The organism is Candidatus Accumulibacter similis (assembly GCA_013347225.1).
In the GTDB taxonomy this organism is placed as follows: Bacteria; Pseudomonadota; Gammaproteobacteria; order Burkholderiales; family Rhodocyclaceae; genus Accumulibacter; species Accumulibacter similis.
This window is the reverse complement of sequence record CP054595.1, coordinates 946835-966979: the sequence shown is the minus strand read 5'-3', so window position 1 is coordinate 966979 and position 20145 is coordinate 946835. Positions and strand designations below refer to the sequence as shown.

Here is a 20145-nt window from a genome sequence, read left to right as displayed (position 1 = left end):
CGCTTCCCGGGAATCATCGCGCAGGAGGTCGCCGATGCTTGACTTCAACGACGCGCCGACCGGCCCCCGGGTCGATCTGGCGGGGCAACGTGACGACTTGCGTGCCGAACTGTTGGCCCGCCTGCCGTCGGTGATGATGGCGCTCTTTCCGGCTGGAAAGGTCCGTGGCAAGACCTTCGTGATCGGTGACATCGACGGCACCCCGGGCGACAGCCTGGAGATCGTGCTCACCGGCGAGAAGACCGGGCTGTGGACCGATCGCGCGACCGGCGAAGGCGGCGACGTGTTCGAGCTCATCGCCCAGCACGACGGACTGGATACCCAGACCGCGTTCCCCGCGGTGATGGAGGCCGCCGCCGGCCTGCTCGGTCGGGCTCTGATCGATCCCGCGCCGGCGAGACATGAGGCGCCGCTCGACGAACTCGGACCACACACCGCCAGGTGGGATTATCTCAGCGCCACCGGCGAGTTGATCGCCTGCGTCTATCGCTACGACCCGGCGCCGGGACGCAAGGAGTTTCGTCCCTGGGACGTGCGCGCGCGGATGTGCCGGGCACCCGACCCGCGGCCGCTCTACAACCTGCCGGCCGTCGCTCGGGCCGACGCGGTCGTGCTGGTCGAGGGCGAGAAGTGTGCCGATGCGCTGATTCGCCAAGGCATCGTCGCCACCACGGCGATGAATGGCGCCAAGGCGCCGGTGGACAAGACCGACTGGACGCCGCTCGCCGGGAAAGACATCGTGATCTGGCCCGATCGCGATGCGCCAGGGTGGGATTACGCCGAAGCCGCCGCGCGGGCTTGCGTCGTTGGCGGCAGCCGATCGGTGGCTATCCTCGTGCCGCCGACCGACAAGCCCGAGAAATGGGACGCAGCTGACGCGGCCGACGAAGGTTTCGATCTCGCTGCTTTCCTCGCAGGAGGTGAACGGCGGACGATCAAGACCGCCGCAGCCTTGCTGCCGACCTATACGCTGGGCGCACTGCTGGACGACGATTCGCCGGCACCTCTCGACCTCATCGCGCCCCGGGTGCTGACGCCGGCGGGCCTGTTGGTCTTCGGTGGCGCACCCAAGGTCGGCAAGAGCGACTTTCTGCTCGCTTGGCTCACCCACATGGCGGCCGGTATCCCGTTCCTGGGGATGGATCCGCCCCGGCCGCTGCGCGTCTTCTACCTGCAGGCCGAAGTGCAGTATCACTACCTGCGCGAACGGGTGAAGGCGATCAAACTGCCGGTCGATCGCCTGCCCGCAGCGCGAGTGAATTTCGTCGCCACCCCGCAGTTGCGTCTGCTTCTCAACGAGGCCGGCCTGGCGCAGGTGATTCCGGCGATTGCTCGGGCCTTCGGGCGGGAAACGGCCGACATCATCGCCGTCGATCCGATCCGAAACGTCTTCGACGGCGGCGAGGGCAGTGCCGGCGAGAACGACAACGCGGCCATGCTGTTCTTCCTGTCGCAACGGGTTGAACGCCTCCGGGATGCGGTCAATCCCGACGCCGGGATCGTACTCGTGCATCACACCAAGAAGCTCGGCAAGCGGCAGTTTGAGGACGAACCATTCCAGGCGCTCTCCGGCGCGAGCAGCCTGCGCGGCTACTACACGACGGGAATGCTGCTGTTTCGTTCCGACGAAACCCAGACCCCACGGCACTTGCTCTTCGAGTTGCGCAACGGACCGGCGATCCCCACCAAGCACGTCGACAAGGTCCAAGGGACCTGGCGCGAAGTGACCGCCGGCGAGCGGCTGGTTCGGCGGGAGTACGGCGCCAAGCTGGATGCCGAGCGCCGCCGCAAGCGGGACGTCATCCTGCAAATCATCTACGACGAAGCGGCCAAGGGGCGCTGCTACGTGGCCACCCAGTTCTCGATGACCTTCGAGAATCAAGGTGGGCTCGGCGCCGACCGGACGATACGCGAACGGATCGCGGTGCTGGCCACGAAGGGCTACATCAAGTTCTTCCGCAATCCCGCGTCGTATGGCCTTCCCCGATGCCAGGGCAGTCGGAAAGGCTATCTCTGCGTCGAGGATATGCGTCTGAGACGGATCACCGGGGAGCCGGATCAGGAAACCGGAGAACTTCCGGAGGAGGAGATTCCCGTCCTGCCGACGCACTACCTGTGTCCGCAGACGGGCATCTATTTACCGGTCGAGAATCCCCAGGAGTGGGTCTACCAGGAGGAGGAAGAGGTATGACGAATGCGAAGAAGAGCCCGACTCGTCTGACCGATACCGCGCGAAAATCGCATGACAAATGGGACAACGGGTCTGCCAACTTCGGAAGTTGGCTGCCAACTTGCCAAGTTCTGCCAACTTCTGAGGCCAGAAATTGCATACCAATCAATCACTTGCCTGAAAAGGAGAAGTTCGCATGTATATGTCATGCCAACCTCCTGCCAACCTCAAAAACGATTTGTAATCATGGGGTTACATCACAGAGAAGTTGGCGCGCGTTCACCTATCTCTACGAGATAGCTTGGCAATGCCCGCTGACGCGGCATTGCCAACCTCGTGCCACACTCACTTGTCATGCCAGGGTCGAGGAGGGCCTGCGATGAAGAAGCAACCGATTTGTTGTAGCGATGCCCTCCCTTGGAGCGGTGCTGACGATCGAGAAGGGAGAGGCGGTATGAACCGAACCGTGATGCTGCAGGCGGAATCGCCCCGCTGTCTTCTAGCCCTGGACCTGGGCACCCACACCGGCTGGGCGCTGCGCCACCGGGATGGCACGACCACCAGCGGCAGCGAGTCCTTCGCGCCCCGGCGTTTCGAGGGCGGCGGCATGCGCTACCTGCGTTTCAAGCGCTGGCTCACGGAAGTCAAACACGCGGCCGACGGCATCGAGGCCGTGCATTTCGAGGAAGTGCGTCGGCACGCCGGTGTCGATGCGGCACACGCCTACGGCGGCTTCCTGGCCCATCTGACTGCGTGGTGCGAGCACCACCAGATCCCGTACCAGGGGGTACCCGTGGGCACGATCAAGAAACACGCCGCCGGCAAGGGCAACGCTGGCAAAGCCGAGGTGATCGCCGCGATGCGCGCCCAGGGATTCGACCCTGCGGACGACAACGAAGCGGACGCCCTCGCGCTGCTGCAGTGGGCGCTGAAAGGCGGTGCGCGATGAGCCGGCTGACCTGTGCCCTCGCGCGGCTGTTGCCGGTCGCGCCCGCGACCGCTGATGAACTGCGGGCGATGCGCGCCGCCGCCTGGCACAAGCAGGGCGTGCTCGCCGTGCCGCTCGATACGGTCACCGACCGTTCGGAGCGGATGCTCCTCGAAGGTATCGGCAACCGGCTCTACGGACGCCGGCAGCGGGCAGCCGTGGGAGGGTCTCGCGATGAGCGCTAAGCGGATTACCCCATCGCTGAAGACCGGCGTCACGGTGCCCGTCACCGGCGGGCGGACCGTCGAGTGGGTGCGCGAGGAGTCCGGCGAGCACGCGGGCAACGCGCACTTCCGGACCGTCGATTCGCTGGGCCTCCTGCTGCGGAACGGCACGATCACCCCGCCGATGCACGACGCCGGCCAGCAGTTCGCCGCCACCTTCGTGTGGGCACAGCTGCACGGACCGCGTGCGCTGGCGCTCGACCGCGTTCGCGGCGGGCAGTGGTCTGACGGCATCAGTGAGCGCGCCGCCTACGCCCGCAAGCGGGTCGGGCAAGCGCTCGACGCGGTCGGCGGCATCGGCAGTCCGGGCGGCACGGCGGTCTGGCACGTCGCCGGCCTCGGGCAGAGCGTGAAGGAGTGGTCGGCGCAGCAGGGCTGGAACGGCCGAGCGCTGTCGCAGCCCGAGGCGCGGGGCATTCTGGTCGCCGCGCTGGGCATGCTGGCTATGCATTATGGATATTTGCGAGCGGTTCCAGCGAAACCCCTTGATCGGTGAACATCGAAGGCGTAGCATTTGGGCATCTTCAAAGTAAAGCGCCTGCCGGGGCTCTCCAGCAGGCGCTTTTGCTTGGGAACGGCGAGGCTCGCCGGGACGGGACGTCCGGTAGGTCTGCCTCCTTAAGGCGCTATGCTCTTGTGCTGATCCCAGAAGCATCTACACATTCAAATGGAATATGCCAATATGATGTAGCGAAAAATTCTGCAGCACGTAACTTATTGATTTTAAATGGGTCCTTCCGGCAAAATATGCCATGTGGGAGGCGTGCTCGCAGAGTAATTTTAGCGTCAAGGCGCAAATCAAGGTTTGCATAGTTTGCAGGTTGCACCCGGAACCCGCCCCAGGTAGTCTGTACCATCCCCCTATCCACCCGCCCCTCTGGCGGGTTTTTTGTTTCAGCGCCCCTCGCGGCCCGCGACCTCCGTCCGGGCCGCTTTCTTTTGCCGAGGTGAGCCTTGGCCGCACCCGAACTGACGCTCCAGCACTGGCCGATCGAGCGATTGATCGACTACGCCCGCAATCCCCGCCAGAACGACCACGCCGTGGAGCAGATGGCCTCGGTGATCACCGAGTTCGGCTTTCGGATTCCGGTGGTGGCCAGGAGCACCGGCGAACTGGTCGATGGGCACCTGCGACTCAAGGCGGCGCGCCGACTTGGGCTGACGACGGTACCGGTCGTCCTGGCCGATGAACTGACCGATGCGCAGATCAAGGCCTTTCGCCTGCTGGCCAACCGATCCGCTTCCTGGGCGCAGTGGGATGAGGCGCTGCTGGCGCTCGAACTCGAGGACCTGAAGCTCGCGGAGTTCGATCTGGCGCTGACGGGGTTCGACGAGGAGGAGATCTCGCGCTTGCTGGGTGACGCCGAACCCTCCGATGACGATGGCCAGAAGCCGACCGAAGACGAGCCCGATGCGGCCGACGATGTTCCCGATGCGCCCGTCCACCCGGTCAGCCGAACCGGCGACGTTTGGGCCTTGGGCTCACACCGTCTGGCCTGCGGCGATGCAGCGGACCCCGCCGTCATCGGCGCGCTGATGGGTGAGGACCGCGCGAACCTCCTGGTCACCAGCCCGCCGTACGCCAACCAGCGCGCTTACACGACCGGCGCGCTTACACGACCGGCGGGATCGCCGACTGGGACCGGCTGATGCAGGGCGTCTTCGCCGTGGCGATGACCGTGATGGCAGCGGCGGCGCAGATGCTGGTGAACCTCGGCCTGGTGCATCGTGAGGGTAGCGTGGTGCGCTACTGGGATGACTGGCTCTCCTGGATGCCGCGCCAGAGCTGGCGCTTCTTCGGCTGGTACGTGTGGGATCAGGGCGTGACCGTTCCCGGTGACTGGGCCGGTCGCCTCGCGCCGCGGCACGAGTTTCTGTTCCACTTCAACCGCGAGGCCAGGAAGCCCAACAAGACGGTGCCGTGCAAGTTCGCCGGTCAGGACAAGCATTTGCAGGCCGACGGCAGCAGTAGCGGTGGACTGCGTACAAGGGAAGGCGAGCGCACCGGCTGGAACCATGCCGGCAAGGTGACGCAAGACTTCCGCATCCCGGACTCGGTCGTGACCTGTACCCGCCAGCGCGGATCGATCGGCGAGGGCATCGACCACCCGGCTGTGTTCCCGGTGGCGCTGCCGGAGTTCGTCATCGAGGCCTACACGAATCCCGGGGAGATCGTCCTTGACCCCTTCGGCGGTTCGGGCACGACGATGCTGGCGGCGCAGCGCACCGGCCGCATCGGCCGAGCGGTCGAGATCGCGCCCGAGTACGTCGATGTGGCGATCGAACGCTTCCGGCAGAACTTTCCCGGAGTGCCGTCGACCTTGCTGGCGACCGGCCAGACCTTCGACGAGGTCGCCGCCGAGCGGCGCTCCCGCGAACAGGAGGCGGCATGAACGTTTCGTGGCTGGCCGACAAGATCGAGCAGTGGCCGACGGCCAAACTGCTGCCCTACGCGCGAAATGCCCGGACGCACAGTGATCAGCAGGTGGCACAGATCGCCGCCTCGATCGCCGAGTTTGGTTTCACCAACCCGATTCTCTCGGGCAGCGATGGCGTGATCGTCGCCGGACATGGGCGCCTCGCTGCTGCTCAGAAGCTGGGTCTGGACATGGTCCCGGTGGTCGTGCTCGACCATCTGACGCCGACCCAGCGTCGCGCCTTGGTGATCGCCGACAACCGCATCGCCGAGAACGCCGGCTGGGACGACGCGATGTTGCGCGTCGAGTTGGCGGATCTCCAGAGCAACGATTTCGACCTGGAGCTGACCGGATTCGATGCCGATGAGTTGCTCGAGATCCTGGCCGGGGAGGAGACCAGAACCGATGGCAACACCGACGATGACGCCTTGCCCGAGGTTCCGGAGACACCGGTCTCGCGACTCGGCGATGTCTGGATCTGCGGCAAGCACCGCGTGCTCTGCGGGGACGCCACGCAGGAGGCGAGCTACGTTGCGCTGCTCGGCACCGAGCATGTGGCGATGCTTTGGCAAGACCCGCCGTACAACGTCGACTACGCCAACAGCGCGAAGGACAAGCTGCGCGGCAAAGACCGCCCGATCCTGAACGACAACCTGGGTGACGGGTTCTACGACTTCCTGGTCGCAGCCCTCACCCCGGGGCTCGCGCGCTGCGACGGTGCGGTCTATATCGCGATGTCCTCGAGCGAACTCGACGTGCTGCAGTCGGCGTTTCGCGCCGCTGGCGGCCACTGGTCCACGTTCATCATCTGGGCCAAGAACACCTTCACGATGGGGCGTGCCGATTATCAGCGCCAGTACGAACCGATGCTCTACGGTTGGCGTGAAGGCAGCAAGCGGCACTGGTGTGGCGACCGCGACCAAGGCGACGTGTGGCAGATCAAGAAGCCGGTCAAGAACGACGTCCATCCGACGATGAAGCCCGTGGAACTCGTTGAGCGCGCGATTCGCAATTCCAGCCAGCCCGGCGATACGGTGCTCGACTGCTTCGCCGGGTCGGGAACAACGCTGATCGCCGCCGAGAAGTCGGGGCGCGTGGCGCGGCTCATGGAACTCGATCCGAGATACGTCGGCACCATCGTTCGCCGCTGGCAGGAGCACAGCGGAAAGAAAGCCATCCGAGAGTCGGATGGCGTGACGTTCGGCGAGTAAAGAGCGAAGGTGATAAACCGCGACCAGGCGAACACTGCCAGACTCCTAGCGAGATGGTGCGCGAACGCTGAAGTTCAACGGGGCACTAGCCCGTGTGACCTCTTGGCACCGGCCTTCATTACCTCGTTGAGTCATCGAGTTCGTGTTTCACGCACCGACCGGTGCTCGAGGCTACGACGTAGCGAGACAGCCGAAGAAAAACAACCTTCGGCGATCCGGCGAACGATACTCTAATCGCACGCCACCCAGAGCCTGTTGTAGGCTGGGCACCGCAAGCGCAGGCAGCCGCAACGGCTCCATCGGCTTAGCGGCATCTGGGGTCAGCAGCGGTAACCTTTCGTACTACTACGGCTTTACGCCGCCATCGTCGGCCGTACCAGTGTCCTTTGACCGGCGCGCGCCTTTGTCACAAAGAAGCGACAATCCCCGCTTGACGAGGATCGTGCTCGCGACTACCGCAATCGGTATCCAGAATGCTCCTGGCGCGAGGATAAGAAGCATAGACTGCGCGACCGCCGCAATCACTTGGCTCTCGCCCATCTTGCCGTCCCTGAGTAGGTCAGCGACACCGCCGGGGGCACAAAAGGCTTTCACTGTTGCCGGACTACTTCGCAGCCGCTCAAGGAATTCCTTGAAGAGGCGAATCCCAGGCTTGATGGTCCATTCGTGCACGAGATCCGGATCGCCAAGGCCGCGTAGGCTTGGCTTCCCCGAGACTGCCTCCACCGCAAGCGATACCAGCGCGGGAGGTAACATCTCGTGTGGAAGTCCTTGGTATTCAGGGAAAGCTGCCCGGCCGTATGTAGGCAGGTCCTTTCGGCAGACCAGCTCAACTAGCTCGTCTAGGTTCGATGCGCCGTCGCAGGGATTCAGCTTCAGACATTCGCTTATTCCCTTGGCAAGAATGGCCAAGGCCGCGTAGTGCTGACAGTAGAGCGCGTCCTCAGCGGTGACGACGAGCCCATTTTCTTCAAAGAAGCCATCCTGTTGAATCCGGCGTAGCAGCATGCCGCCGTGTGGTCGTGTCATGGGGAAGGTGCCGGATTCCTCTACGAGTTCCGCCACGAGCGCTTGAACGTTGTCCACCGGTTGATCTCCCTCGCGAAGCGCTGCTCGTCCCTTCTTGGGACAGAGTCCAGATTGGTGCAAGAACAACGAAATACTAGCAGATGCTCAGAGGGGCGTCCCTTGCACCTCTGGGAGACCTTTCCTGAAGAAGCGATTTCAGTTCGATTGCACCACTTGACATGCTGTCACCGAACGACCGCTGCAAGATGCGCATAGCCTTCGCAGCCTGGCACGTTCGAGCGGGTCAGGCGGCCAGCTCTTCGGCGATCTCGCAGTGCACCACAAACCCGGTCAAGTAGGGCAGGCCGCAGGGGATGCCATAGTCGCGGGAGGTCTGGCGGCCGATGGTCCAGACCATCCACCGCGCGACGGCGGCGTAGATCGCTTGCTCGAGGTCCTTGCCCTTGGCCCGCTCGTTAAGGACGTCGTCGGCAAACTGGCGGCCATGACGGCTGTCGAGGAAGGCCCGCACCGCTTCGAGCGGCTGGCCGGTCGCTGCGGCGATGGTGGTCATGGCGATGGGCCAAGCGGCCTCGGCCTGGTCTTCGAGGGTACCGTTCAGGCCCCAAGTATCGTTGTGGCTGGCGGGGATGCTTTGGGTCGTCATGGTGGTCTCCTTGCGGTGTGTGGTGGCGACGCCCGTATGAACGCGCTGTCCGAGCAGGAAGCCAAGTTTAATCTGGCCTCCTGCCCGTTGGCTTTCATCGTCTGGCGTCGGCCCGTATCAGTTCGGCTTGTGCTCCGGCGATCAGGTCGAGGCGCACGTTGTTCGGGATGTAGGTCGCCAGGTGGTTGAGGGTCCAGTTGAGCACGTCGGCCTTGTGCTTCAGGCCATCGACTTCCTCGTAGCGCGTGATGAAATGGTCGAGTTCGGCCAGCGCGCGCTCGATCGTCGCGCGGGCGTTGGTCAAGGCCTCGCGGCCCTGAGTCTCGGCAAGGTTGGCGATGTAGTCTGCTGGGTTCATGGGGCGTCTCCTGGTGGATGCTGCGTTGATGACGACTGTATGAACGCGCTGTTCGAGCGGTCAGCCAAGAGAATTCTCAATCTTCTTCGGGGCCACCTGGAGCCTGTTTGGTGCCGCCGCGTCAGGGTTGGCCCTGCGGCTTGCACTGTCGCGCTGTGTGGCGTTTTGATGCCGCCGGTCGAGCATCAGTTGCCGCGCAGGATCTTGATGCCGGCGTTGACCAGGGTCATGACCGCGCTGGCGAAGATCGTCTCGGCCATCCAGGGGCAGGCCTGGCCGTCTTCGAGCAACTCGTCGATGGCCTGTCCCGACTTCGCCCGCATCGCGGCGAGGGCGGCCTCGCGTTGCGCGTCACTGGCGGTCCGGATCTCGGACCACAGCCGGATCAGGGTCGTCAGGGCGGCGGTGGCGAGTTGGTTGCCGAGGGTGTCGAGGTTCTTGGCTTGGGTCGGGGTCATGGCGCTGCTCCGGATGGCGTAGTGGATGACGAACACATGAACGCGCTGCTCACTCCGGAAGCCAAGCAGAAGATTGATCTTCTGGATCCTTGCCGGTCAGGATCTCGAGCCAGTCGCGCACGAAGTGCTCGCCGGTGACCCCGTGGTTGCGGACGTAGCGTACGCGCTTCATGGTGAGGTTCCACTCCTGAGCGATGCCCCGAATCGTCTTGCGATTTTGCCGCATCAGGCGGCGGATGGTTTCGGCGCTGAGGGTGTTCATGTCGGGCTCCTGGTGGCGTTGATGACGATCGTATGAACGCGCTGTCTGGTGCCGAAGCCAAGCGGATTCTCAAGCTTTCTTCGGCACCCTGAGATTTCACACTTTCGCCTCAGTCATGCGCAGTCCTTTGAGCTGCACCGGTGGGCGGCACTCGTAGGCGTCGGGGCGCTCTTCGAAGTCGGCGATGACCGCCTTGAGCACGGCCTGGAGGTAGCGTTCCGGCTTGCTGTAGCGCCTGAGGCAGTCGAGTTGCCGGGCGGTCGCCGTGACGTGGAACCACTGGTCTGGCGTCACCGTGTCGCACAGCTCGCACCAGACCGTCACGCCGTGCTGTTCGACAAAGGCTTTCGCGCCGGAGAACACGGTCGGCGTCGCTTGCGGGTAGCGCATGCGGGTCATTGCGCCACCTCTCCGATGCGGTAGACGCGATCGCGGCCAGTTGCCTTCTCGGACGTGATGGTCAGCCCGAGCTTCTTCTTGAGCGCGCCTGCCAGGCAACCTCGGACGGTGTGGCCCAACCATCCGGTGGATGCGCAAATTTGCGCAACCGTCGCGCCCTCGGGGCGGTGCAGCATCGCGATGACCAGCGCTTGCTTGCTGTTCTCCCGGGTTCGCGGCCGGCGCTCGACGACGTCCGGCTGCGGATCCGGCGGCGCCTGGTCTCGTCCCCACTCGGCCTCGATGGCCGCCACCGCCGCATCGATCTCGGCGTCCGGGGTGATGGGCTCCGGCAGCGCGCACTCACGCCCCACGGCGGCGCAGCCGTCGGCGGTCAGCCGATACACGATCTCGTCGCCGACCGCCGTCTCGAAGATCAGGTGACGGCTCAGGAGACTGGCGAGGACCTTCTTCCGGGCGCCGCTGGGCAGCCTTGCCGGCAGGGGTTCGATGCGGCCATCGGGTCGGTCGGCGGCAGCGGTGAGGACTTCGATCTGGGTCGGGGTCAGGGTGCTCATGTCGGGCTCCTCGATGTGGTTGATGACATGCGTATGAACACGCTGTGCGCGGGGAAAGCCAAGCTCTTTCTGCCTGGCCTCCGATCGGTGTCCCTGCCTACGCCACCAGCTTCTCGGCCAGCGCAAAGGCGTGATCCTTGAAGCGGGCGCCCGGGCCAAACCAGGCGGCGTTCAGGCGGTTGTCCTGCATGCGGCCCTTCTCGTGGTCGATGTACTCGGTCGTGGCGTTGAGCAGTCCCCAGAGCGTCTTGTCGGTCGCGTCCTGGGCGCCGCCGATCATCTCGCCGGCGAAGAGGTCGAGGATGCGGCGGTAGCCCTTGGACTTGCGGACCTGCTCCGGCGAGTAGGTCTGGCCATAGGGCATGAAGGGTTGGAAGAGGTCCAGCAGCCAGGCGTCGGTTTCGAGGGTGCTCAGTTTCCGCTGGGCCATCAGCCCGGCCTTGTGCTGGAACTCCTCCCAGGCGTTGAGGGCGATCCCCAGGTCGGCGCGGACTTCCTTGGGATCGAAGATCGCCTGGTGCGAGATGGTCACCTGCCTCTGCGACGAGGCGTTGCGCAGGCAGGCTTGCAGCGTGTTGTTGCAGACCACCCGGACCGTCGTGAAGCGGGCGACGGTGGCCATCGTACCGTCGTAGGAGGTGGCGAGCAGCAGGTAGGGCGCGACCTCGTCGTCGAGGATGCGGGCGTTGTCGCCGACGCGGCCCAGCGCCCAGATGCGCCGGCCCGCCATCAGCGCGCCGACCGTCTCGATGCTGAACTGCCTGGCTGCCGCCAGCTCGCCGAAGAAGTGGAGGATGTCCGCAGGCTGGACCACTCGGTAGTCGGACGAGACCACCGACAAGGGGGCGCCGCAGTCGCTGCGGTACAGCACATGCTTGTCGGTGTAGGTCTCGCGGGCACCGGAGACGCTGCTGTCGAACTGGACTTCGGCGCGCAGCGCCTGCCATTCGAGCTGGGCGGCCTTCTGCCAGACCTCGACCGGGGCATGCGGGTCCACGGTCTGTCCCAGGCCATGCCAGGGGGTTTCGGATCCGGTGGCATAGGCGATGGCGGCCTGGCCGGTGGTGAAGTCGATTTGGTGTGCCATGGTGTTCTCCTCGGCGGTGGTTGATGACGAACACATGAACGCGCTGTTCGAAACAGAAGCCAAGCGTTTTCTGATGGAGCACCGCGGCACGGCTTGAGGACGATCATGGGGCTGTCGATTCGCGCCTACGCCCGGCACCGTGGGGTTTCGGACACGGCCGTCCACAAGGCCATCCGCGCCGGGCGGATCACGCCGGAGGCCGACGGCACCATCGATCCCGACCGCGCCGACCGGGATTGGGCGAGGAATTCGGAGACGCCCCGCGCGGGCACGACGCGCCGGGCCGAGACAGTCGCCGTGCGGGAACCCGCAAGCGAAGCAGCGACGCCGACCTTCGCCGCGGGCGGCACGTCGCTGCTCCAGGCACGAACGGTCAACGAGGTCGTCAAGGCGCAGACCAACAAGGTGCGGCTGGCGCAACTCAAGGGCGACCTGATCGACCGCGCGCAGGCCCTCGCGCAGGTCTTCAAGCTGGCACGGGCCGAGCGCGATGCCTGGCTCAACTGGCCGGCGCGCGTCTCGGCGCAGATGGCCTCGCAGCTCGGGGTCGATCCCCACAGCCTGCACATCGCGCTCGACGGCGCGGTGCGCCAGCACTTGCAGGAGCTGGGCGAGCTTCGCCCGCGGGTGGACTGATGGCTGACTTCGACTACGACGGCGCACTCGACATCGAGCGGGCCTGGCACGAAGGCTTGATGCCCGACCCGCTGCTCACCGTGTCCGAGTGGGCCGACCGCCACCGGATGCTCTCCAGCAAGGCCTCGGCGGAACCGGGCCGCTGGCGGACGAGCCGCACGCCGTATCTGAAGGCGATCATGGACTGCCTGTCGCCGACCTCGCCGGTCGAGCGGATCGTCTTCATGAAGGGCGCACAGCTGGGCGCCCCGCTCGCGCTGACGACACCCGTCCCGACGCCGAGCGGCTGGACGACGATGGGCGACCTGGTTTCCGGTGACGTGGTGTTCGCCGACGACGGCCGGCCGTGTCGCGTCACCGGCATCTCGCCGGTGCTGCTGGACCGGGCGTGCTTCGCGATCGAGTTCGCAGGCGGTGAGGTCATCGTCTGTGATGCGGGCCACCGCTGGCCGATCCTCGAGGAAGGATGTGACGCGCTCGGACCGCGCACCGTCACCACGGCCGAGATGGTCGGTCGTGAGCGACTGGCCGGGCATGCGGTCTGGCGATTCTCGGTGGTCGCCCGTCCGCCGGGTGCGAATGGCCACCCCGGCGAAGGCGAGAAGCGCGCGATCACCGCCATCCGCCCGGTCGATTCGGTTCCGGTCCGCTGTATTGCGGTCGACTCCCCGAGCCACCTGTACCTGTGCGGTCGCGGCGGGATCCCGACCCACAACACGGAGATGGGCAACAACTGGATCGGCTACGTGATCCACCACGCGCCCGGTCCGATGATGGCCGTGTCGCCGACAGTGGACATGGCCAAGCGCAACTCGAAGCAGCGCATCGACCCGCTGATCGAGGAATCGCCGGTCTTGGCCGAGCGGATCGCGCCAGCCCGTAGCCGCGATGCCGGCAACACGATCTTGGCGAAGGAGTTCCGCGGTGGCGTGCTGGTGATGACCGGCGCCAACAGCGCGGTCGGCCTGCGCTCGATGCCGGTCCGCTACCTGTTTCTCGACGAGGTCGATGGCTATCCGACCGACGTCGACGGCGAGGGCGATGCCATCACGTTGGCCGAAGCCCGCACCCGCACCTTTGCGCGCCGAAAGATCTTCATCGTCTCGACGCCGACGATCGCCGGCGCGAGCGCGATCGAACGCGAGTATGAAGCCAGCGACCAGCGGCGCTACTTCCTGCCGTGCCCGCACTGCGCTCATCGCCAATGGTTGCGCTTCGAGCAACTGCGCTGGGAGAAGGGCCGGCCGGAGACCGCGGCCTACGTCTGCGAGTCCTGCGAACAACCCATCGCCGAGCATCACAAGACGCGCATGCTCGAGCAAGGCGAGTGGCGGGCGCTGGCACCCGCGAGCGGCAAGACCGCCGGTTTTCACCTCTCCAGTCTGTACAGCCCGATCGGCTGGCGCAGCTGGCGGGAGATCGCCGCCGCCTGGGAGAGCGCCGTGCGCCAGGAATCCGGTTCCTCGGCCGCGATCAAGACCTTCAAGAACACCGAACTCGGCGAGACCTGGGTCGAGGAAGGCGAAGCGCCCGACTGGCAGCGGTTGCTGGAGCGTCGCGAGGACTACCCGATCGGCCGCATCCCCGCCGGCGGTCTGCTGCTGGTCGGTGGCGCCGACGTCCAGAAGGATCGCATCGAAGCCTCGATCTGGGCCTTCGGCCGCGGCAAGGAGTCGTGGCTCGTCGAGCACCGCGTGCTGATGGGCGACACCGCCCGCGACACCGTCTGGAAGCAACTGGGCGCGCTGCTCAGCGAAACGTGGACGCACGACTCGGGCGCGCAGGTGCCGCTCGCGCGCTTCGCGCTGGACACCGGCTTCGCGACGCAGGAAGCGTATGCCTTCGTCCGCGCCTGCCACGATCCGCGACTGATGGCGGTCAAGGGCATTGCCCGCGGCGCCGCCCTGATCGGCACACCGACGGCGGTCGAAGTGTCGCTGGGTGGCAAACGGCTGCGCCGCGGCATCAAGCTGTTCTCGGTCGTTGGCGGCATCGCCAAGCTGGAGCTGTACAACAACCTGAAGAAGACGCCGGAGGTCGCCGACGACGGGAGCACCCTGCGCTACCCCGCGGGCTACGTCCATCTGCCGAAGGTCGACGCCGAGTACTTGCAGCAGCTCTGTGCCGAGCAGCTGGTCACCCGTCGCGACCGCCGAGGCTTCGCGGTGCGCGAGTGGCAGAAGATGCGCGAGCGGAACGAGGGCGTCGACTGCTACCAATACGCCCGCGCCGCCGCTGCCGCCGCCGGTCTTGACCGCTTCGAGGAACGGCACTGGCGCGAACTCGAACGACAGCTGGGCCTCGCGCTGCCCGACGAACCGCGCAGAACTCTGCCGACCCCGGACCCCGAGGCCACCCCCAGCGCTGGCCTCGTCGCTTCCGGGACCCGACGGACCACCCGACGCGTCATCCGCAGCCGCTGGCTCAATTGAGATCCCACAGCATGTCCTACAGCAACGAACAACTGCTCGCGCTGCAGAAGGCGCTGGCGACTGGCGAGAAACGCGTGAGCTTTGGCGACAAGACCGTCGAGTACCGCACTGTCGACGAGATCCAGGCGGCGATCCGCGAGGTCGAGGCGTCTCTCGCCCGCGCGGCCGGCGCACGGCGCACGCGCCAGATCCGCGTGACCACCGACAAGGGTTTCTGATGAGCTTCTGGACGCGGATCAAGGCCAGCTTCGCGAGCCTGCCGATCTACGACGGCACCGGCAGCGGGCGGCGCACGCTCGCCTGGATGCCCGGCAATCCGGGCGCGATTGCCGCCCTGCTCTCGACGCAGACGGAACTGCGCGCCAAGAGTCGCGACCTCGTGCGTCGCAACCCCTGGGCCGCGGCGGCGCTGGATGCCTTCGTCGCCAACGCCATCGGCACCGGCATCAAGCCGCAGTCGATGGTGGCCGACGTCGCGCTTCGCGAGCGGCTGCAGGCACTCTTCCGGGACTGGACCGAAGAGGCCGACGCCGCCGGACTCACCGATTTCTACGGCTTGCAGGCGCTCGCCTGCCGGGCGATGCTCGAAGGCGGTGAAGCGCTGGTCCGTCTGCGCTACCGCCGCATCGAGGATGGGCTGGTCGTTCCGCTGCAGTTGCAGGTGCTGGAACCCGAGCATCTGCCGGTCACGCTCAACACCGTCGCCGAGAGCGGCAACGTCGTGCGCGCCGGCATCGAGTTCAACCGCCTTGGGCAACGGGTGGCGTACCACCTGTACCGTTCGCACCCCGAAGACGGAGCGCTCTCACCGATGTCGGGTGCCGGTGGACTCGACACCGTGCGCGTGCCGGCGACCGAGATCATCCACCTCTACCGCCCGCTGCGACCCGGCCAGATCCGCGGCGAGCCGTGGCTCGCGCGGGCGCTGGTCAAGCTGCACGAGCTCGACCAGTACGACGACGCCGAACTGGTGCGCAAGAAGACCGCCGCGATGTTCGCTGGTTTCATCACGCGCCAGAGTCCCGAAGACAACCTGATGGGCGAAGGCCTGGCCGACGCTGCCGGCGTGGCGCTCGCCGGGCTCGAACCCGGTACGCTGCAGATCCTCGAGCCCGGCGAAGACATCAAGTTCTCCGACCCGGCCGACCTCGGCGGCAGCTACAGTGAGTTCCTGCGCAATCAGTTCCGCGCGGTGGCCGCCGCGATCGGCATCACTTACGAGCAACTGACCGGCGATCTCACCGGGGTGAACTACTCCAGCATCCGCGCCGGCCTCCTCGAATTCCGCCGGCGCTGCGAGATGCTGCAGCACGGCGTGATCGTGCATCAGCTCTGCCGGCCGGTGTGGCGGGCGTGGCTGGAGCAGGCGGTGTTGGCCGGGCAAATCGATGTGCCCGGCTTCGCGCGCGATCCCCGTGCGACCCTCACGGCGAAATGGATCCCGCAGGGCTGGCAGTGGGTCGATCCGCAGAAAGAGTTCAACGCCCTGAAGCTCGCCATCCGGGCGGGGCTCACCAGCCGCTCGGAAGCGATCTCGTCGTTTGGCTACGACGCCGAGGACATCGACCGCGAGATTGCCGCCGACAACGCCCGAGCGGATGCGCTGGGACTGCGGTTCGACAGCGATCCGCGGTACGACAACCAGAACGAGCCGGCGGCGGCTCCGGCGCCGCCACCCGATCCACAGGAATCCTGACATGCCGCTCGTACACCTGGCGTCCCGTCTCTGTGGGACGCCGCTCCTGCTCGCTCAGGCCAAGCTCGACATCCTGCTCGCCGTGCTTGGAGCGCGCATCGGTTGGCCCGAACCACACGCGGCCGTCGCACGCCCTTCGCCGCGAGTAGCGCCCGATGCACCGCCCGGCATTGCCGTGATTCCGGTCTACGGCACGCTGGTGCGCCGAACACTGGGACTCGAAGCGGCCTCGGGCCTGACGTCCTACGGTGAGATTGGGGCGCTCCTGGACGCCGCGGTGGCCAACCCCGAGGTCACCGGCATCCTGCTCGATGTCGACTCTCCCGGCGGCGAGGCGGGTGGGGTCTTCGAACTCGGGCAACGAATCCGCTCGGCGAATGCCGTCAAGCCCGTTTGGGCGATCGCGGCCGACTCGGCCTTCTCGGGGGCCTACGTCCTCGCCTCGGCTGCCTCGCGGGTGTACGTCACCCATACGGGTGGCGTCGGCTCGATCGGCGTCATCGCGCTGCACGTCGACCAGTCGGCGCGCGATGCGCAGCAGGGCTACCGCTACACGGCGATCACCGCCGGCGAACAGAAGAACGACTTCTCGCCGCACGAACCGCTTCACCCGGCCGCACAGGCCCGCCTGCAGACCGAACTCGACCGGCTGTACGGGATCTTCATCGACCACGTCGCGACCATGCGCGACCTCGATCCGGCCCTCGTGCGCGGCACCCAAGCGGGACTGTACTTCGGTCCCGAAGCGCTGAACGCCGGTCTCGCCGATGCCCAGGGCAGCTTCGACGACGCCGTCATCGACTTCGGTGTGTTTCTGGCTGCGCGGCGTTCGCCGGGGCGCCCGCTCACGGCAGGCCGATCGCTCCTTGCCTCTTCCCTTTGCTCTCAGGAGGTTTCCACCATGACCGAACGCATCACCCCAGACGTCCCGCAGCACACCGCGGCTCCAGCCGAACCCGCCACGTCCCATGGCGCCCTGCCATCGCCCGGCGACGACGCCGTCCAGTCGGCCATCGACGCTACGCGCGCCGAGGCCCTGGCGATCGCCGAACTGTGCCAATTGGCAGGTGATCCGCAGCGCATCGTGACCTTCCTGGCGCAAGGAGCCAGCGCCGCGGAGGTGCGCCGCGCGCTGCTGGCGGCACGCGCCGAGGGTCTCGAAATCGACTCGCGCCTTGGCCCCGATTCCCCGGCGCGCGAAGCGCCGCCCGACCACAACCCGCTGATCCAGGCGGTCAAGAAACTTACCGGAAAGGACTGATCCATGCCCGCCCTCACCGAAGCCAACAACCTCGGCGACCTCCTGAAGTACGAGGCGCCCAATCTCTACTCGCGTGATCGCGTGACCGTCGCCGCGGGCCAGAACCTGGCGCTGGGTGCTGTCGTCGGCTCCGTGACCGCGACCGGCCAGGTCAAGGCACTCGATCCGTCCGCCAGCGACGGGACCGAGATCCCGAGCGGCGTCCTGCTGGGGGCGATCGACGCGCGTCTCCAGGATCGTCCCGATGGCCTGATCGTCGGCCGGCACGCGGTCGTGGCCGATACCGCCCTGGTCTGGCCGGCTGGCATCACGCCTGCGGAGAAGAACGCCGCCCTCGCCACCCTGAAGAGCCTGGGGATCCTGGCTCGTCCCTCCGTCTGAAGGAAACTGCCATGCCGATGAACAATCCCTTTCACACGCCGGCCTTCTCGATGGCCGCGTTGACGGTGGCGATCAACCTGCTGCCGAACCGCTACGGGCGCCTGGAAGCGCTCAAACTGTTCCCGATCAAGCCGGTGCGCCAGCGCCAACTGATCGTCGAGGAACGCAATGGCGTGCTGAACCTGCTGCCGACGCTGCCGCCGGGGTCGCCCGGGACCGTCGGGCGCCGCGGCAAACGCACGCTGCGCCCGTTCGTCGTGCCGCACATCCCGCACGATGATGTGGTGCTGCCGGAGGAAGTCCAGGGCGTGCGGGCCTTCGGCAGCGAGTCCGAGGTCGAGACGATCGCCGGCGTGATGGCCCGGCATCTGGAGACGATGCGCAACAAGCACGCGATCACGCTCGAGCACCTGCGCATGGGGGCGCTCAAGGGCGTGATCCTGGATGCCGATGGGTCGACGCTGGTCGATCTCTTCGATGAGTTCGACATCACGCCGAAGACCGTGAACTTCGCGCTGAACGTCGACACGACGAACGTCAAGGCGAAGTGTGCCGAGGTGCTGCGTCACGTCGAGGACCACCTGCTGGGCGAGTTCATGAGCAGCATCCACTGTCTCGTCTCGCCGGAGTTCTTCGAGAAGCTGACCGGCCATCCGAAGGTCGAGAAGGCGTACGAGAACTGGCAGCAGGGCGCGGTGCTGATCAACGACATGCGCGCGGGATTCACCTTTGGCGGGCTGACCTTCGAGGAGTACCGTGGTCAGGCGACCGACGCCAGCGGCGTGTCCCGTCGCTTCATCGAGGCCGGCGAAGGCCATTGCTTCCCGCAGGGGACGGTGGATACCTTCGGCACCTACGTCGCGCCAGCCGACTTCAACGAGACGGTGAACACGCTGGGCCAGCCGCTGTACGCCAAGCAGGAACCGCGGAAGTTCGACCGCGGCACCGATCTCCACACGCAGTCGAACCCGTTGCCGATGTGTCACCGGCCGGGCGTGCTGGTGAAGCTCGTCATGCAGTGATCCTCGCCATGGCGACCCTCGAGGAACTCTACGACGCCGCGGCCCATGCCGGTCTGCTCACCGCGGCGGAGTGTGCCGGCGTGGTCGTCTGGGTCGACTTCCGGGCGCCCGACGAGGACGTGCTGGACGGGCTCGGCGTCAGCCGCGGCTACACCATCCGCTATCCGGCGCAGCGCTTGGCGCTGGCCACCGGCGACGAACTGACGATCCAGGGCCAGCGCTACCGGGTTCGCGAGGTGCGGCAAGTCGGCGATGGCTCGGAGTGCCGCGCCACACTCACCCGGATCACTTGACCCAGCGGTTCCAGAACATGCGGTCGATGGCCGCATTCGCCGCCAGACGGTCGAAGCGCGCGGGATCGAAGTCGAGCCCGGCCCAAGTGCGCAGGCCTTCGGTCTCTTCGCCGTAGGGGTCGTGCTCCCAGCGTGCCAGAAAGTCCTGGTACGCTTCGATGCCGCCAGCATCTTCCGGTGGGCACGCGCGCTCTCCGCTCTCGACCCGGGCGATCCATCCATCGCCATGACGATCGCCGGCATCCTTCACCTGCTCGACGTTCAGGCGATGCTCCCAGCTATCACCAAAGTCGTAGAGATAGGTGAAGGTACTGCCGGTGCCGAGCAGGCGATTGAGGCGGATGTTCTTCTCGATCGCGGTGGGCCGGTCGGGGTTGTCGTACTCCGGGTCCGGGACGCCGATGCGCTGTTCGCCGACCCGAAACTCGTGCAAGTGCGCGTCGTGCCAGCCCATCGCGGCCTGAATGACGTGGTGGAGCACGGCGAAGCTCGCATGACCACTGATCACGATCCGGCGCCAGATGAGCGGCTGGCTGTCGACGAGTTCGATCTTCAGGGTGAAGACGGTTCGTGCGGGTTTCTTCGATGCGGTGGCCACGGCGGATCCTTGATCAGTGT

General features: G+C 66.2%; 21 protein-coding genes and 1 pseudogene. 13 read left to right on the top strand and 9 right to left on the bottom strand.

Going from position 1 to position 20145, the window contains the following annotated elements:
• Positions 1-34: 34 nt before the first annotated feature.
• From HT579_04360 to HT579_04335, 6 genes and pseudogenes are all read left to right on the top strand, one after another.
• Complete coding sequence (locus tag HT579_04360; GenBank protein QKS28232.1) at positions 35-2191, top strand: AAA family ATPase; 2157 nt, start codon at positions 35-37, stop codon at positions 2189-2191.
• A 448-nt stretch (positions 2192-2639) separates the two neighbouring features.
• Positions 2640-3119 carry a hypothetical protein gene (locus HT579_04355; protein QKS31498.1) on the top strand — a complete coding sequence of 160 codons (480 nt, stop codon included), beginning with the start codon at positions 2640-2642 and terminating at the stop codon, positions 3117-3119.
• Positions 3116-3343: a hypothetical protein gene (locus HT579_04350; GenBank protein ID QKS28231.1), complete on the top strand. Its 228-nt coding sequence runs from the start codon at positions 3116-3118 to the stop codon at positions 3341-3343. The genes HT579_04355 and HT579_04350 overlap by 4 nt, the downstream gene beginning before the upstream one ends.
• Positions 3333-3878, top strand: coding sequence for a hypothetical protein (locus HT579_04345; GenBank protein ID QKS28230.1), 546 nt, complete (start codon positions 3333-3335; stop codon positions 3876-3878). The genes HT579_04350 and HT579_04345 overlap by 11 nt, the downstream gene beginning before the upstream one ends.
• Before the next feature lie 554 nt (positions 3879-4432).
• Positions 4433-5775, top strand: a pseudogene (locus HT579_04340) (DNA modification methylase).
• On the top strand, positions 5772-7010 hold the full coding sequence (locus HT579_04335; protein ID QKS28229.1) for a site-specific DNA-methyltransferase: 1239 nt from the start codon (positions 5772-5774) through the stop codon (positions 7008-7010). The pseudogene HT579_04340 and the gene HT579_04335 overlap by 4 nt, the downstream one beginning before the upstream one ends.
• A gap of 345 nt (positions 7011-7355) precedes the next feature.
• On the opposite strand, the gene HT579_04330 is transcribed toward HT579_04335, so the two are convergent.
• The 8 genes from HT579_04330 to HT579_04295 all read right to left on the bottom strand — a co-directional run bounded on the left by HT579_04330 (position 7356) and on the right by HT579_04295 (position 11806).
• A complete protein-coding gene (locus HT579_04330; protein QKS28228.1) occupies positions 7356-8096 on the bottom strand; it encodes a hypothetical protein in 741 nt (246 codons plus the stop codon).
• A gap of 226 nt (positions 8097-8322) precedes the next feature.
• Positions 8323-8685: a hypothetical protein gene (locus tag HT579_04325; protein QKS28227.1), complete on the bottom strand. Its 363-nt coding sequence runs from the start codon at positions 8683-8685 to the stop codon at positions 8323-8325.
• A 94-nt stretch (positions 8686-8779) separates the two neighbouring features.
• The gene (locus HT579_04320) at positions 8780-9043 is read right to left on the bottom strand and encodes a hypothetical protein (protein QKS28226.1); all 264 of its coding nucleotides are present in this window, start codon (positions 9041-9043) and stop codon (positions 8780-8782) included.
• Positions 9044-9228: 185 nt separating this feature from the next.
• Positions 9229-9501, bottom strand: coding sequence for a hypothetical protein (locus HT579_04315; protein QKS28225.1), 273 nt, complete (start codon positions 9499-9501; stop codon positions 9229-9231).
• Between the two features lie 49 nt (positions 9502-9550).
• Entirely contained in the window at positions 9551-9763 is a 213-nt protein-coding gene (locus tag HT579_04310) for a hypothetical protein (GenBank protein QKS28224.1), read from the bottom strand.
• Positions 9764-9859: 96 nt separating this feature from the next.
• Positions 9860-10162 carry a hypothetical protein gene (locus tag HT579_04305; protein ID QKS28223.1) on the bottom strand — a complete coding sequence of 101 codons (303 nt, stop codon included), beginning with the start codon at positions 10160-10162 and terminating at the stop codon, positions 9860-9862.
• Positions 10159-10719 carry a DUF3489 domain-containing protein gene (locus HT579_04300; protein ID QKS28222.1) on the bottom strand — a complete coding sequence of 187 codons (561 nt, stop codon included), beginning with the start codon at positions 10717-10719 and terminating at the stop codon, positions 10159-10161. The genes HT579_04305 and HT579_04300 overlap by 4 nt, the downstream gene beginning before the upstream one ends.
• Before the next feature lie 97 nt (positions 10720-10816).
• Complete coding sequence (locus HT579_04295; GenBank protein ID QKS28221.1) at positions 10817-11806, bottom strand: DUF932 domain-containing protein; 990 nt, start codon at positions 11804-11806, stop codon at positions 10817-10819.
• Positions 11807-12300: 494 nt separating this feature from the next.
• Between HT579_04295 and HT579_04290 the strand changes: the two genes are divergently transcribed.
• From HT579_04290 to HT579_04260, 7 genes are read left to right on the top strand one after another with little or no spacing between them, the layout of a single operon-like run.
• Positions 12301-14874, top strand: coding sequence for a phage terminase large subunit family protein (locus HT579_04290; GenBank protein ID QKS31497.1), 2574 nt, complete (start codon positions 12301-12303; stop codon positions 14872-14874).
• Positions 14875-14885: 11 nt separating this feature from the next.
• Positions 14886-15092 carry a hypothetical protein gene (locus HT579_04285; GenBank protein QKS28220.1) on the top strand — a complete coding sequence of 69 codons (207 nt, stop codon included), beginning with the start codon at positions 14886-14888 and terminating at the stop codon, positions 15090-15092.
• Complete coding sequence (locus HT579_04280) at positions 15092-16570, top strand: phage portal protein (protein ID QKS28219.1); 1479 nt, start codon at positions 15092-15094, stop codon at positions 16568-16570. The genes HT579_04285 and HT579_04280 overlap by 1 nt, the downstream gene beginning before the upstream one ends.
• A 1-nt stretch (position 16571) precedes the next feature.
• The gene (locus HT579_04275) at positions 16572-17831 is read left to right on the top strand and encodes a S49 family peptidase (protein ID QKS28218.1); all 1260 of its coding nucleotides are present in this window, start codon (positions 16572-16574) and stop codon (positions 17829-17831) included.
• A 3-nt stretch (positions 17832-17834) separates the two neighbouring features.
• The gene (locus tag HT579_04270; GenBank protein QKS28217.1) at positions 17835-18212 is read left to right on the top strand and encodes a head decoration protein; all 378 of its coding nucleotides are present in this window, start codon (positions 17835-17837) and stop codon (positions 18210-18212) included.
• Positions 18213-18229: 17 nt separating this feature from the next.
• Complete coding sequence (locus HT579_04265) at positions 18230-19234, top strand: major capsid protein (protein ID QKS31496.1); 1005 nt, start codon at positions 18230-18232, stop codon at positions 19232-19234.
• Between the two features lie 8 nt (positions 19235-19242).
• A complete protein-coding gene (locus tag HT579_04260) occupies positions 19243-19527 on the top strand; it encodes a hypothetical protein (GenBank protein QKS28216.1) in 285 nt (94 codons plus the stop codon).
• Here the strand turns inward: HT579_04260 and HT579_04255 are convergent.
• Positions 19520-20125: a plasmid pRiA4b ORF-3 family protein gene (locus HT579_04255; GenBank protein QKS28215.1), complete on the bottom strand. Its 606-nt coding sequence runs from the start codon at positions 20123-20125 to the stop codon at positions 19520-19522. The genes HT579_04260 and HT579_04255 overlap by 8 nt on opposite strands.
• Between the last annotated feature and the right edge of the window lie 20 nt (positions 20126-20145).